Below are 14,050 nucleotides of genomic sequence, written 5' to 3' on the forward strand. Positions count from 1 at the left end.
ACATATGAGAATAAAATAAATAACTTGAAAGAATGAGGAAAATATGCTATTGTTCATTTACAGACGTTTCAGATAGGAAAAATGAGAGGAGTACAAGGTGCCAAAACCGAATACATCTTACCTTATCTGTGCCACCCCGCGCAGCGGAAGCACGCTGCTATGCGAGGCGTTGGACAATACCGGCCTGGCCGGGCATCCAAAAGAGTACTTCGAGGCGCTGAAGAAGACGGGACTGCCCCGCCGGCCGAGGGAGTACTTTGAGAACGTAGAAAATACTGCTATTCTGCAACTCCTTGGGAATTACTCACGCCTGGATGATGAGTATGGCCAGCCCACATTTTGGGATGGTCCCGGTTACGCGCAGTATCTTGCGCACGTGCTTGAGGAGGGAACTACCCCCAATGGTGTTTTTGGCGCGAAGATGATGTGGGGATACTTCGGTGATTTTATCGAGAATGCGCGGCAAATTCCGGCCTATCGTTACATGGCCGTACCGGATATACTGAATGCGATTTTTCCTGACCTGCATTACATCTGGGTGACGAGGCGCGACAAGGCGCGGCAGGCAGTCTCGCTGTGGAAAGCCATTCAAACCTGGACATGGAAACATGATTGGCACGATGCACTGGCAGGCATGCACAATCATAAAGAGCTTGTGTTCAACTTCGAGGCGATTGATCATTTAGTACAGCGAATCAATGCACATGATGAAGCCTGGCAGCGGTACTTTACTGAATGCGGTGTGCGACCATATACGGTGATTTATGAGGAACTGGCCGGCGCATATGAGGAGACAGCTTTGAGCATTTTGCGCTACCTGCATATTCCCATAGGTGAACCTGTTGTTTTTGGTGAGCGGCGCATGAGGCGGCAGGCGGATGGGCTGTCTGAGGAATGGGTGCAGCGCTACTACGCTCTCAAACGCGTAGATTCGGTGGTTTAAAACATCTTGAAGAAAACCTGAGCAAAGATGACCACAAGGGATTCACTCTTGTGGTCATCTTGTTTTCTCTCCCGGATGCTTTCTGTGTTCTCCCTGCTTCCTACGAGAAATTTGCTGGTGGAGTGTCCATCTGGGCGGCGGGCTGCTGCTGGCGAACCAACCGATCAATGGAGTTGGTATATCATGTTATTCTTCTTATCACTCTTCTTCCGCGGCCCATAAATCCGTCCGGCCATCTCCTCGACCCGCTCCATCACCTCTTTCAGCACCGGTTTTTGCGCGAAGAAGATAACTTCGCTGGCGGTATCTTGAAACACATCGCCGGCGATATTCAAACCACGGTAGACGAGCAGCAGGAGATGTTCGCAATGCGCGGCGCGGACTTTTTCCACTTTGCGCCGCAGGTATTCGGGATGCCAGAAGCCTACGAGTTCGATAAGAATCTTGCGCGTTTCATCCTCGTCGTCAATCAGCGTAAAATCGGGAATCATCACCGTATCGCCGAGCAGCAAGACCTCGCTTTCGCGTCGCAGTAGCCAGTGGCCGCGTTTGTCGCCCATCTTTTGCTCAAACTCGCCTGCGAAGTCGGCCTCAAGGCGGCTGTCGAAGAGGCCGCTCTGTTTGAAATGACTCTGAAAGGGCATCGTATAATCGAGCCGGTAGGTTGCCATAGCGCCTGTCTGGGGAGCGATTATTGTAGCAGTCATGCGCCAGCGCTCGCAGAGGAAGAGCGCCGGTAAAAAGGCAGCGAACTGCCGCCCGTAGCGCGTTGTGGCATTGACGAAAGGAGAAATAGGGCCATCAAGGTCGAGCAGGTAGCCATCCTCCAGTACATGTCCCCAGAACATGAGTTTAAACAATTTGAGGTACTTCCAGAGGTCTTTATATCCCCTATGCACTTCGATCTGCACCTGAGTCGCCCAGTAGAGAACGCCGCGCGCCAGTTCCAGGTTATAGCGAGAGAGCAGGCTTTCAGGCGTCCATGCGGGGCCTGTATCGTGAAGCGCGTAGGTGGCAGGACGGTCGGCGAAGAGCATTGCCGCTACCTGCTGCGCGGGAATACCAATTTCGTCCGCGACATGCTGGATGACTTCATAATGCGTTTTTGGTGAGAATAATTGCGGCGTGGTGAAAACCGGCCCATAGGAAAAGGCGCGCTCGCGGATTTGCATAGGATGAATAGAAGTTGCCAGGGGCGTAAACGTCGCCGCATCGGTAAGTACCTTTGCCAGCCCGCGCACAACCACATAGTCGAGGCGTTCTCCCTCGTACATCTCCAGGGCGTTTTGCCAGTCGGCCTGCGATTGGCCCCTGAACTGCTGAAAGAGGTCGATCAGGTCGGCGGCAGTAGAAAGCCAGTGGGGATCGCTTGTATCGAGCAGGTCGATTGTCAGTTCCGATTTGCGGACGCGCACGCGTGGTTTGACGAGGTCGGCGGTCAGCATGCTTCCGGTTCCTCTCGTTTGCGTCGCCTTCTCTGGGCTTTCCCCTCCTCCAGGGTCTTGCGCGCGATGACCTCGAATAGCACGGCTTCGCGATTTTCAACCTTGCGCAGCACGCGACCCAGGCGTTGAATATACTCACGCGCGCCGGACGTGCCTCCCAGCACAATGGCGACTTTGGCTTCCGGCACATCCACACCTTCGTTGAGGACGCGCGAGGTGACGATGACGCGATAACGACCGCTTTGAAAGCCATCCAGGATATGCTTGCGTTCGGCGGCATTCGTTTCATGTGTAATTACGGGCACGAGGTGACGATAGGCAATCTCGTAGGCCGTCGAGTTATGTTCCGTGAAGACGAGTATCTGTTCTGAGGCGTGCTCACACAGCAGGGCATCAAGAGCTTTGAACTTGCCCTCGGCGCGGGCAAGCAGGCGAAGTAAGCGCTGGCGGGCGAGAAATGCCTGCCGCGCCTGGGCATCTACAGCAGAGAGGCGCATCAATTCCAGAATCCATCTCGCGCCATGATGCCGTCTCAACTGGCGTGAGCGAATGAACGCGGTGTAGACAGCGTAATCAGCATCATAGCTTGCGCGTTCTTCAGACGTGAGATCGATACGCAGGCGCTGGGTGCGATACTGCGCAAGCTGCTTGCCGACGAGGTCTTCGATGCGCTTGCTATAAATAACAGGCCCGATGAGTTCATCGATGCGCCAGCGCCCATTACTCTGTTCCTCTTCTTCGGGATATGTCGCCGTCAGTCCCAGGCGGAATGGAGCGGGAGTCATGAGCGCGGTTTCTCCCCAGGTGGGCGCGGGCAGGTGATGCACCTCGTCGAAAATAATCAGCTTAAAGCTGTTCCCGCACTCGGCCATCAGGTCGCCTGCCGAATGATAAGTCGTGACGGTTAAGGGCAGAACGCGCTTTTCGCCACCATAATACACTCCCACGTCTACGGCAAAAGCGTTAACAAGCCTGGCATACCACTGGTGGAGCAGATCAATGGTGGGAGCAACGACAACGGTGGAGCGTTTGATGCGCTGGATAGCCTGGATAGCAAGAAAGGTTTTGCCCGCCCCGGTCGGTAAAATGATGCTGCCCCGCCGCTCCTCCTGCTCCCAGGCAGCAAGGGCCTCCAGCTGGTAATCGTGCGGCTCGCGATTCTCATGTAACGTGAGATCGAGATGCTGCCAGCGAGCCACATTGTTGCGAATATGCTGTTCTTGCAGGTATGGCAGAAGCGAGCCGTAGTGATAGGCTTCGCAGCGCCACTTTCCCTTGATGAAGCGAAAGGGCGCGGGTTGATATTCCTGCTCGTCAATACCCTGTAAGACAAGCGTACCGCCTTGAAAGAAGATAGACGCGCTCATATCTTTCATGATGGTACAGTATAGCATATGTGGAGAGGAAAAGGTAGATCATGCGTTCTTTTATACCGAGAAATTCAGCATGTAGAGGCCCAATCAAGAGAATGAGGGGTCTTTGTTATACCATACGTGTTTCCAGAGTGAAAGGCATAACAATAGCAAGAATTGGATATCCAACCGAAAAGGGCTATGGTATTGTTCCTTTTGACACAGGTATCAGTAAGAGGATACGATTGCCCTGTAATGAATTGTTCTCGTACTCGTATCCTTTTTGCGTTACTGAGAAACTTTGTGTTTCATATGAGGAAAATATCATGCCAGACGAACCATCATCTACTCAGAACGAGGTTGCTAATCTTAAAGCTCGTGTCTTCGCGCTCGTGCGCGCCTGCCCTCCTGGTCGCGTCACCACCTATGGCTGGCTCGCCAAAGCCATAGGGTATCCTCGCGGAGCGCGTTTCGTGGGCTGGATTATGAACGAAGCAGCTGAAGGCGTACCGGCCCAGAGGGTTATCAATAGCAAGGGAGAGTTGACAGGCAGCTGGGCTTTTGGTCAGAAAGGGAGGATGCGCCAGTTGCTGGAAGCCGAAGGAATCGTTTTCACTGACGAACACGTCGATCTCAAACGCTATGGCTGGGACCCCTCGCGTGACCTCTCGCCTGAGGAATTGCAGCGCATCCTGAACGAAGCCGATGCTGGTTCGGTCGGCGTCAGCGATAAATTGCTGTATCTCATGCAGCATGATGCGGCCTCGCCATTTCGCATTATATCAGTTGAGGAATGATCTGCCTCCTTACAGTCAGGATGGTCTTTTATCTTGGCACCGCCAGCAGGATGATAAATATGGCCACGTGCAGGAGACCAAAGAGAATTATTGCCCAGGCAAACCAGGCGAATTCGCGTTGGAATGTCTGAACTTCATTCATATATGCCTTAGGCGAACGTTCGGCGGCCACAAAACCCATGGCGATGCGCAGGCGTAAGGGCGAACGTATGGTGGAACGGCCCAATTCCTGAAGCAACACATTATGGCAAGGCCCGCAGAGCATCCATTCCCGCCGTGGTTCCGGCGCTTCAAGCGGCTCTTTCATCCTGATTGGGTGAGACCAGATAAAACTCGTGCAAATAGAACAGCGTGCAGGTCTGTACCAGCGCCGTCCCCACCTCGTTTCTGGCCTTGTTGTGACAGTTGCATCATCTTCTGGCATCATTTGTTGCTTTGTTCGCGATTCTTTGCCGTTGTTCCAGCACAGGCACCAGGCCCTGTCCCTACAGGGTTTTCATACAGAGGACGTATCTTGATTACTCTTACTACTATTACGTTCGAGCGGCGTAATTATTGTACCATATACATGGTGATGTGTTTATGATGCCGGAGAAGTTTCGTAAGTGCCGCAATTTGCCATCTCCGATAGATGCCGGGCGGCATAGCATTTAACATGTAAACACCAGTAGAAAGATGGTCAAAAGCATTAACCATGAGCATTCAAGATGATCAGTACCAGGCAGCAACGGGAAAGGTGCAGGTGGGTCATCGGGCCCCAAATTTCACCCTTCCATCATTGGACGGTAAACCGGTCAGCCTCGAAAGTTTTATCGGCCAGAAGAATATTGTGCTCTACTTTTACCCCAAAGATAACACCCCAGGCTGTATAGCCGAAGCATGCGCCTTTAGAGACAGCTATGAGGTCTTTCAAGAGGCTGGAGCGGAGGTGATTGGCATCAGTTCGGATTCCGAGGAGTCCCACCGGCATTTTGCATCCGGCTATCGCCTGCCGTTTATTCTGCTGAGCGATGTAGGTGGCAAGGTCAGAAAACTTTACGGCGTTCCCACGACATTTAGGCTGCTACCGGGACGTGTCACCTATATCATCGATAAGCGCGGCATCGTGCGCCACATTTTTTCCGCCGCATTCGCGCCACAAAAACACGTCGATGAGGCGCTCAAGGTGCTGGAAATGTTACGAGAAGAGCAAGAGTAGAGTGAGCAGCGCCGCTACCGGCATCAAGCCCTACTTCGTTGGCAAACCGAATCCACTGATGATGCGCACGGCGCTGCGCACGCTTAATGCCCATTCCGAAGATTCGGTGATGATCGGCGACCGCATGGATACGGATATCATTGCTGGTTTTGAAAGTGGCTTGCGCACCATCCTGGTGCTGACAGGCGTCACTTCAGGCGAGCAAGTGGAGCGCTTTCCCTATCGCCCAACCTGGGTACGAGAATCAGTGGCAGAGATCGAGGTGTGAAGCATATGTCACTGCGTACAGAAGAGAGGATTGTTGAAGCTGTAGCCTTCTAGTGATTCTTCTGCAAATCCCCAGGCGATTTTCAGCGGTGGGGGTGCGACGCAGGCGTATGTCGTTTCCCCAGAAGTTGAGCGGCTCAGTTGCATGAAAGAGCGAGAGATGCTTCGCTGCGCTCAGCATGACACGTCCAGCTCGGGTTTTTTATGACAGGCTCTTAGACCCGTCACATCAGCAACTGCGAAATCCGCCTTCGCAACCACTGATAGGCCTGCTCAATTATGGGTCTGAGATCGGGCATAAAGAACCTCCTTTCGACCTGGAGAGAATCCCGGTCACCTTAGAGGTTTCCCACACTTTGGGCACCACTGCGCATCTGGCAAAGCCGTCGTCGCGCACTCTGGACACACTTTGGGATGCTCGACTACCGGGGTGCGGCAATACTGGCAGAATTCGGCTCCAATCTGCAGCGGCTTCTGGCAGACGCGACAGGTTCCTTGTGTGGGGGGCAAGATACCAAGTTGCGCCTCCAGTGAAGCGATGTAACGTTGCTTCTCAAACTCCTTGCGCTGCTCCTCCCGCCGCCGACCCACAACAACACGAGCAAGGTAAATCGGCAGCATAATTTCGGGGAAGAAGAGGTAGAGGATGACATAAAACATCTTAAAATCCGCCAGCAGGCTTTCCTTCATAAGCCTGGACTGGGTCCAACCACGCAGGGTAACAGCTCCGCGCCAGTCATATATCATAACGAAGATGACCTGAATGATGAAGATCAATATACCGATATTGATCAACGCATTCAACACTTCGTCCACGTGATTTGAGCCGGCACCACTGAAATTGCCCAATAGGGCGATGGGCACGATCATCAGCAATAAGCTGACGGCATACGTAATAATTAGCGCCAATAGCGCCTTCTTGTTGTAGTAACGGAAATTTGCGAGCTTTTCCATAACCAACATCGCTTTCTGAGCGGTCGAACTATTATTTGTTTTTCAACTCTACATAGTATTGACGTTTCAGAACAGTTGCGATAAAACCCTTTGCCTCCTTTTATCGCTTATTGAATGGGGCTATGCCTACGTCTTCACCCTCACCGCCAATTTCTTCATCGTCCGGTTCCTCATCATCTTGATAAGTCATCTGCTACTTCCTGCATATGATATTATACGTCAAAACTTCATTTGAAGGTTGCCGAAGCGAGGTTTCAGCGTATGCTTACGATTTTTAACTACAATCCCAACAGTCCCAATAGTGCCGTCCTGCATCCTTTACGTTCCACACCATTTTGAACTGCCAGCTCATTACGGCGAACAAGCTGCTTCCATTGGGCATTTGCTTCACCGGATGACGCGGGCATCAGCGTTACCTCTAAATGCCGTTTTGGGCGCAGCGTAATCACCGGCTGGAAACCAGGAGTGTAGCCGGAAACAGGCTGTGGCGTGAATTTTTGCAGAACGCTCGCCAGGATAATACGCGCCTCCATTTGTGCCAATGGCATGCCGATACAGGTGCGCGGACCACCTCCAAAAGGAAAGTATGCTCCCGGCGGAATCTGCTGTCCATTTGCCGGGTCCCAGCGTTCGGGCTTGAATGTTTCCGCATCCTCCCAGATATCGGGCAGGCGATGAATAACCCACTGGCTGAGAATGAGCATCGTACCAACGGGCAGTCGGACGCCATCCAGCTCAGTTTCCTTCGCAACGAAGCGCATCTGCATCCAGGCTGGAGGATAGAGGCGCATCGATTCGTTTAACACCCAATCGAGATAGGGCAGGTGCGCCAGGTCTTCCAACGTTGGCTCGCGACCGCCTAGCACCGAGTGAAGCTCATCCTGCAATTTCAGGCGCGCTTCTGGATATTGCGCCAGCAGGTAAAACGTCCACACCAGGGCAATCGCCGTTGTCTCATGCCCGGCAGCTAAAAATGTCAGGATGTGATCGTGGATCTGCTTCTCAGTCAGTTTTGTACCCGGCTCCTCGCCGCTTTGTGCCGTCATCAGCATGGAAAGCACATCGTGATAATCGCGCTCGTCGTCGCGGCGCTGCGCTATCAGCGTATAGATCAGCATATTCAACTGGCGTATGGCGGCCCTACGTTTGCCATAGCCGGTAACGGGGTTGTCAATGCGAATATTCAGCAGGTCTTCGGCCATGCTGGTTGAACTACCGATGACGCCATCGAAGGCGTCGCCGAGTGGCTCAAGCTGCATTGACAGATCAATGCTGAAGAGGCATTTACTGACGATGCGCAGCGTTAATGCTTGCATGGCGCGCGACATATCGACCTTATCCCCTACCTGCCATGTCTTGAGCAACTCCTGTGTGTATTGCTGCATGATCGCGGCATAGCCCTCGACACGCTTCTTATGAAAGGCGGGCTGTACCGCGTGGCGCTGCTGGCGATGTTTTTCGCCGTTGATGGTCAGCAATCCCTCGTTACCGAAATTATCGTCGCCGCCCCTATTTTCCTGGAACGAGCCGATATTCGAGAAATCGCGGGGATGTTCCACCAGCACGTAGCGCACGTGTTCCGGGCGAAATAGCAGCACGGCGGGATTCTTCATGAAGTAGATCGTCGCCATATTGCCGTATATGCGCTGCAACTTTTGCAGGTAGCCGAGCGGATCTCGCCTCAATGAGAGCAGGTTGCCGATATAGGGCAACCGGGGCGGGCCGGGTGGTAGTGCTGCCTTTGTCGTCTCCGTCGTTTCCAGTTCCTGAGCAGTGGTCGCCATTGTTCTGTTTCCTCCAGGTGCTAAATTATCTCATTTTGTATCATACTGTGGAAGTAGAGGAGAATCAATGGTTAAAGAGGGTCTGGAAACGGGTAATATTTCATGTCATTCTGAGCGCAGGAGCCGAAGCCCTGCGCGGAGCGAACGGGGAAGAATCTCGGTCTCCCCGGGCGCCGATTCTTCGCTCCGCTCAGAATGACACGGTTATGAACACAATGACACGGTTATGAACACTCGGATTGCCGGTGTTGGTTGTGAAAATTCATTATGAACCGCATATGGTTGTCCGAATTCATTTCTTCAAGAAAGGATCACGCGACGCCAGCTTTTGAGCGCAATTTGGGCAGCACATGCTGGCCGTATGCCTCAATCACGCCGCGCTGGTTCGGATCAGCTGAATGGAAGACCAGCTGATCGAAGCCCATGTCGATATACTTCTGCGCAAACTTGACATGGTCATCGGGATTGGCAGAAATGCATGTAGCCTTCTTGATGGTATCCGAGCCGACAACCTCGCCATTCTGAGCAGACATGGCCGGAGTATAAATCTTCTGGTCGAACAAAGCCGGAACATAGGTACCCGCCCAGTACTTCTTTTGATTCTGAATGGCGGCCTCTTCATTATCGGTAAATTCGACATTGATCTCAATGAGTTTCGGCATCTGCTGCGGATTCTTGCCCGCCTCCCTGGCGCCCTTCTCGAAATTCTTGAGGATATTGGCATAGAGATCGGGCTGCTTGCCGCCAACTGTAATCAAGCCGTCGCCGTGCTGACCGGCAAATGCGGCGCTGCCGGGCGCGAGCGTGGAGATATAGAGCGGAATCTTTGAAGCCGGAGGTGTATAGAGCTTTGCCTTGCGCGTCAGGTAAAACTCGCCGTCAAATGAGATCTCTTCACCAGTCCATAGGGCGCGGATAAGCTGTATGGCTTCCAGCAGCCGCTCCTGGCGTTCGTCGTAACCAGGCCACATGCCGGTCGCCGCGTATTCGTTGAGCGCCTCGCCGGTTCCGACGCACAGGAAGAAACGACCGGGCGCCATGGCCGAGACGGTGGCAGCTGCCTGCGCGATAATAGACGGATGGTAGCGCAGGATAGGGCAGGTAACGCCGGGTCCCATGCTGATGCGGTTAGTGCGCGCGGCTACAGCGCCGAACCATGTCCAGGTAAACGGAGCCTGTCCTGCTTCACTCCACGGATGAAAATGATCGCTTGCCTCGATAAAATCGAATCCTGCCTGCTCGACGGCAATCGCCTGGTCGAGTAGTTCATTCGGTGGGAATTGTTCTGGTCCTGCTTTCCATCCAAATTGTACCATGATGTTGTTTGTTCCTTTCACGTTGTGAATGTAGATATATGCTTCGTCATCTTTATCGGAACGCACCTGTAATAGGATTCGTCTGAGGAGCAGGGATGGTTTCAAGAGGGGTTGTCGAAAAATCTGGTGAAGAGGCCGATGATGGATTTTAACAAATAAATTTGGCACTGGTTGGTTCCCCGCATAGTGCCGATTTATCGGCCCGCGTCGTTCCAATTGATCGTGCCCACCGCCGATTTATCGGCCCGCGTGATTCATAATCGCCCCGGCCACCTCTCGCGGCGCAATGTGGTCAAAAAGATTGCGTCCATGGGTATCGTACCCCTCTTTGGCGAAACCAGGCCGAAAGGCATTCTGCTCTTTGCGGCCTCGTCCAATAATGGTGGTGCGTTTGCTGTAGCCGTAGTAATCGGGATTGGTGCCGCCGAAGAGCGTAATGATCTTCAGCGTGTTACGCGGGCGGAAAACTAGCTCGGAGCCGGGTTTCAGCATTTTAGTGGCCGCTGCCAGGTGCATGATGCCTGTATCACCACTGACAAGGATATCAGCCTGATCCAGAAATGCCGCCGTTTCAAGCAGCCCGGCTCTGGGAGTGGCAGGCAGCAAAAAGACGCGCTTTTCAAAGCGAGGGGAAAGTGCTGAGTACAGGTTTTCCGAGGCCGCCGTATCGGTGTAGCTCGGTAAAATGCTTACGATCAGGTTGGGGCATTGCGCTAACGCTTCTGATAACGCCGCTGCCAGCAGATCCGTTGGGGGCCTTGTCACCGCGGATGCGCTGTCCGGCGCAACAAGTAGCAGGCAAGTCCCAGCCCCGTCTATCCTCGCCTGTTCTTTAAGCAGTGTAACGGCCTGCATGGCTTTACGTACCTGTCCGGGGTCAAGGTAGAGCAAAACCTCTTCCTCCTCGAGCCTGGCATCGGATACCTGCTTGCCAAAAGCGCGATTGACCATCTGCCTGGCCAATGTTCGTAAAGAAACGTCCGCCGGATGATGCCGTAGCAACAGGTTCTGCGCCAGCCTCAAAATATTGGGCAGCATGATATGCGAGTGCAGTCCGAGATAGAGGCCCGGCGCTACAATACTGGGGAAGACGCCTTTATAGTGCTGCTCGCGCAAAAAAAGAACCATCGAGGCTTTCTCGTTTTCCAGAAAAATTGTTTTAAGCCAGGATGATGGCTCAAGCGAGGGGAAAAAGGTGATACCGGTCGCGAAAATGTTTTTGATGCGCGGGTCGTAAGCAAATATTTCAGCCTGTAATGGGTTGCAGAGTATATCAATATTTCCGTAAGCCGCCGGATCATTTTGTATGATTTGATCGACCACGCTCAACCCTATCGCAACGGCATCGCCAATACCTTTATCTATCGTAATCAGGTAGCGCGAACCCTCCAATGCGCGCGCCCGACCCTCAATCTGAGGCGATAGCGCCTGGAAGGATTGTTTTTCAAGCATACTTCGTTCTGGGCATCCTAGACCATAGTTAATCTATGCAATAACAGACGTGCTTTCATCACTATTACGTAAGGCGCCAGGACGGCGTTGCATGGAGAGAGATGGGCCGATTGATCGGCCCGCGAATATGAACACCTTATCAAAATAAACTACCAGGATCGGCCCTGTCATTCTGAGCGCAGCGAAGAATCTGATTCGCCGGACGCCGGGATTCTTCGCTGCGCTCAGAATGACAGGGGTGGCTCTGCTCAGAATGACAGGGCCGATTTTGATTTTTACTATTCATTAAGGCGTGCTCATCATGTTTTAGCGGATTGTCGCAGAAATGCCCGCACCAGGCGAATCTCGTCGTAGGAATATTCCTCGCCCAGGGCATCTTTAATCGGGCGCAAGGTATCGCCACCAAGCTGGCGGATAGCACCGGCGATCACTTCAAAGCGGTCTGGTGGCACCAACCTATCAATATCGGTGATTTCACCGGTCTCGACAAATTCGGAAAGATAGCCGGTGATCGTCCCCTGCGTAAGATTGCGGGCGCGGGCGATTTCCTCAACGCTCATGCCCTGCCGGTACAGGTCGAGCGTCAGCCGGCGTGTTGGCGTATTGGCGTTGACGATTTGAGGGTATTCCCTTTTCTTAGCGGGAGCGGGCTGCGGCTCCTCATCCGGGTTCATCATGCTCAGGTTGTGCGCGAGGCAGTAGTCGCGAATTTCTGCCGTGAATAGCATGAAGTAGGCATCCAGCTTGTGACTGCCAACGCCCGGAATCTGGGCGAATTGCGAGCGACTCTGCGGTCGCTGCTCTGCCATAGCTCGTAGAGCGTTATCCGAGAAAACCATGTAGGGGGCGATGTCCTGTTCGTCCGCCAGGTGCTTGCGCAGGGTGCGCAGGCGCTGCAACAGGCCTTCTGTTTCCGATTCTGGCGCCGGAGAGGCACTCCCGGCCTTTTCCGGGCGCGTTTCCACGCTTTTTTTCTTCCGCGGCAGGCTGGGAATCTCGACGCCACGCTGCTTGCGCAAGACCTCCCATGAGAGCGGGTTGAGCCGCAGGATATGGTACTCGCCGACCTCATCCACCAGGCCTTGCTGTAACAGCGACCGCCCGATATGCGTCCATTCATCGCCGCTCAGATGCTTGCCGCTGCCATAGATGGGAAGCAGGTTATGATTATAGTCGCGAATCTTCTGCGTGTTCGCGCCCCGCAGCACGCTGATGACGTATTGCATGCCGAAACGCTGCTGTGTTTTAGCGACGCCGAACAGGAAAAGATAAGCGTCCCGAGTGCGGTCTTCCATGACTGCCTGGCGCTGGCAGTTATCGCAGTTATCGCACTGCCCCGGCGGCAATGTTTCCCCAAAGTAGGCCAGCAGGGCGCGGCGGCGGCAGCCCGTATCCTCACAGTAGGCAATCATCTGTTGCAATTGTTGTAGCGCGATGAACTGTTCCTGCTCATTGCTCTTCTGCGCAATGATATATTCTTGTCTCACGCGGTCGCCATAGTTAAAAAAGAGGATGCATTTCGCGGGCAAGCCATCACGTCCGGCCCGGCCTGACTCCTGGTAATATCCTTCCAGGTTGCGCGGCAGGTCGTAGTGAATGACGGCGCGCACATCCGGCTTGCTGATGCCCATGCCGAAGGCAATCGTGGCAACCAGCACCGGCACGTCATCACGTATGAAGCGATTCTGGTTTGCGGTGCGCTCCTCATTGCTCATGCCTGCATGGTATGGCAGCGCGTGAATACCATCGCTCCTGAGCATTTCGCTCAGAACATCGACGTTGCTGCGGGTGGCACAATAGATAATGACCGGGTCGTTGGGCTGCTCGCGCAATAATTGCAACAGCTCTTTATAGGAACTCTTATCCTTTTTGCGCACCTCGTAGGAGAGATTCGGGCGGTTGAAGCTGGCAATGTGAATGTAGGGATCGCGCAGGCGCAATTGCGTGATAATATCCTCGCGCACGCGTTCGGTTGCCGTCGCGGTGAGGGCCAGCATCGGCACGTCCGGGTAGCGGCGGCGCAATTGCCCCAGCTGCCGGTACTCTGGACGAAAATCATGGCCCCATTCGCTGACGCAGTGCGCCTCATCGACCGCCAGCAACGAGATGCCCATACGTTCCTCGATGGCGTCGAGCTGCGATAAGAAACTATCGCTCAATAGTCGCTCAGGCGCGACATACAGCAGCTTAAGCTCGCCATTCAACGCCTGGCGCTCCCGCTGCAAACGTTCTGCCGTGCCCAGCGAACTATTTATAAAAGTGGCGGCGATGCCATTAGCCTGCAGGCGATCAACCTGGTCATGCATCAACGCGATCAGGGGCGAAATAACGATAGTCAGGCCCGGCATCAGCAAGGCAGGAAGCTGGTAGGTGAGCGATTTACCGCCTCCTGTGGGCATCAGGACAAAAGCATCATGCTGCGCTAAAACCTGTTCGACAATTTCCCGCTGCCCAGGCCAGAATGTATCGTGGCCAAAGTTGTACTTGAGAACTGCTTCGATCTGCTCCAAAGCTGCGAGATTCCTCTCCACATATTTGCATT

General features: G+C 53.6%; 12 protein-coding genes. 4 read left to right on the forward strand and 8 right to left on the reverse strand.

All coding sequences use genetic code 11. The annotated features are described in order from the left end of the window. Positions 1–97: 97 nt before the first annotated feature. Positions 98–943 carry a Stf0 family sulfotransferase gene (locus tag VFA09_27250; GenBank protein ID HZU71004.1) on the forward strand — a complete coding sequence of 282 codons (846 nt, stop codon included), beginning with the start codon at positions 98–100 and terminating at the stop codon, positions 941–943. Between the two features lie 164 nt (positions 944–1,107). Here the strand turns inward: VFA09_27250 and VFA09_27255 are convergent, their stop codons facing one another. Next, complete coding sequence (locus VFA09_27255) at positions 1,108–2,388, reverse strand: DUF790 family protein (protein HZU71005.1); 1,281 nt, start codon at positions 2,386–2,388, stop codon at positions 1,108–1,110. Further along, the gene (locus VFA09_27260) at positions 2,382–3,755 is read right to left on the reverse strand and encodes a DEAD/DEAH box helicase (GenBank protein ID HZU71006.1); all 1,374 of its coding nucleotides are present in this window, start codon (positions 3,753–3,755) and stop codon (positions 2,382–2,384) included. Before VFA09_27260 ends, VFA09_27255 begins: the two co-directional genes overlap by 7 nt. A gap of 311 nt (positions 3,756–4,066) precedes the next feature. Here VFA09_27260 and VFA09_27265 point away from each other — a divergent pair, with 311 nt between their 5' ends. Beyond that, positions 4,067–4,537: an MGMT family protein gene (locus tag VFA09_27265; GenBank protein ID HZU71007.1), complete on the forward strand. Its 471-nt coding sequence runs from the start codon at positions 4,067–4,069 to the stop codon at positions 4,535–4,537. Between the two features lie 28 nt (positions 4,538–4,565). Here VFA09_27265 and VFA09_27270 read toward each other — a convergent pair whose 3' ends face one another. Further along, on the reverse strand, positions 4,566–4,964 hold the full coding sequence (locus VFA09_27270; protein ID HZU71008.1) for a hypothetical protein: 399 nt from the start codon (positions 4,962–4,964) through the stop codon (positions 4,566–4,568). A gap of 267 nt (positions 4,965–5,231) precedes the next feature. On the opposite strand from VFA09_27270, the gene VFA09_27275 reads away from it, so the two are divergent. Together VFA09_27275 and VFA09_27280 are read left to right on the forward strand one after the other, a co-directional pair. Further along, positions 5,232–5,735, forward strand: a complete 504-nt coding sequence (locus VFA09_27275) for a peroxiredoxin (GenBank protein ID HZU71009.1) — start codon at positions 5,232–5,234, stop codon at positions 5,733–5,735. 1 nt (position 5,736) lies between these two features. Beyond that, a complete protein-coding gene (locus VFA09_27280) occupies positions 5,737–6,003 on the forward strand; it encodes an HAD hydrolase-like protein (protein ID HZU71010.1) in 267 nt (88 codons plus the stop codon). A gap of 332 nt (positions 6,004–6,335) precedes the next feature. On the opposite strand, the gene VFA09_27285 is transcribed toward VFA09_27280, so the two are convergent. The 5 genes from VFA09_27285 to recQ all read right to left on the reverse strand — a co-directional run bounded on the left by VFA09_27285 (position 6,336) and on the right by recQ (position 14,018). Continuing rightward, positions 6,336–6,956: a zinc ribbon domain-containing protein gene (locus tag VFA09_27285; protein ID HZU71011.1), complete on the reverse strand. Its 621-nt coding sequence runs from the start codon at positions 6,954–6,956 to the stop codon at positions 6,336–6,338. Between the two features lie 278 nt (positions 6,957–7,234). After that, on the reverse strand, positions 7,235–8,740 hold the full coding sequence (locus tag VFA09_27290; GenBank protein ID HZU71012.1) for a cytochrome P450: 1,506 nt from the start codon (positions 8,738–8,740) through the stop codon (positions 7,235–7,237). A gap of 311 nt (positions 8,741–9,051) precedes the next feature. Then, positions 9,052–10,056 (reverse strand): TIGR03557 family F420-dependent LLM class oxidoreductase, encoded by a 1,005-nt coding sequence (locus VFA09_27295; GenBank protein ID HZU71013.1) that lies wholly within the window; start codon positions 10,054–10,056, stop codon positions 9,052–9,054. A gap of 237 nt (positions 10,057–10,293) precedes the next feature. After that, positions 10,294–11,508: a glycosyltransferase family 9 protein gene (locus VFA09_27300; protein ID HZU71014.1), complete on the reverse strand. Its 1,215-nt coding sequence runs from the start codon at positions 11,506–11,508 to the stop codon at positions 10,294–10,296. Between the two features lie 299 nt (positions 11,509–11,807). After that, complete coding sequence (gene recQ / locus VFA09_27305; GenBank protein ID HZU71015.1) at positions 11,808–14,018, reverse strand: DNA helicase RecQ; 2,211 nt, start codon at positions 14,016–14,018, stop codon at positions 11,808–11,810. Between the last annotated feature and the right edge of the window lie 32 nt (positions 14,019–14,050).

Source organism: Ktedonobacteraceae bacterium (assembly GCA_035653615.1).
In the GTDB taxonomy this organism is placed as follows: domain Bacteria; phylum Chloroflexota; class Ktedonobacteria; order Ktedonobacterales; family Ktedonobacteraceae; genus DASRBN01.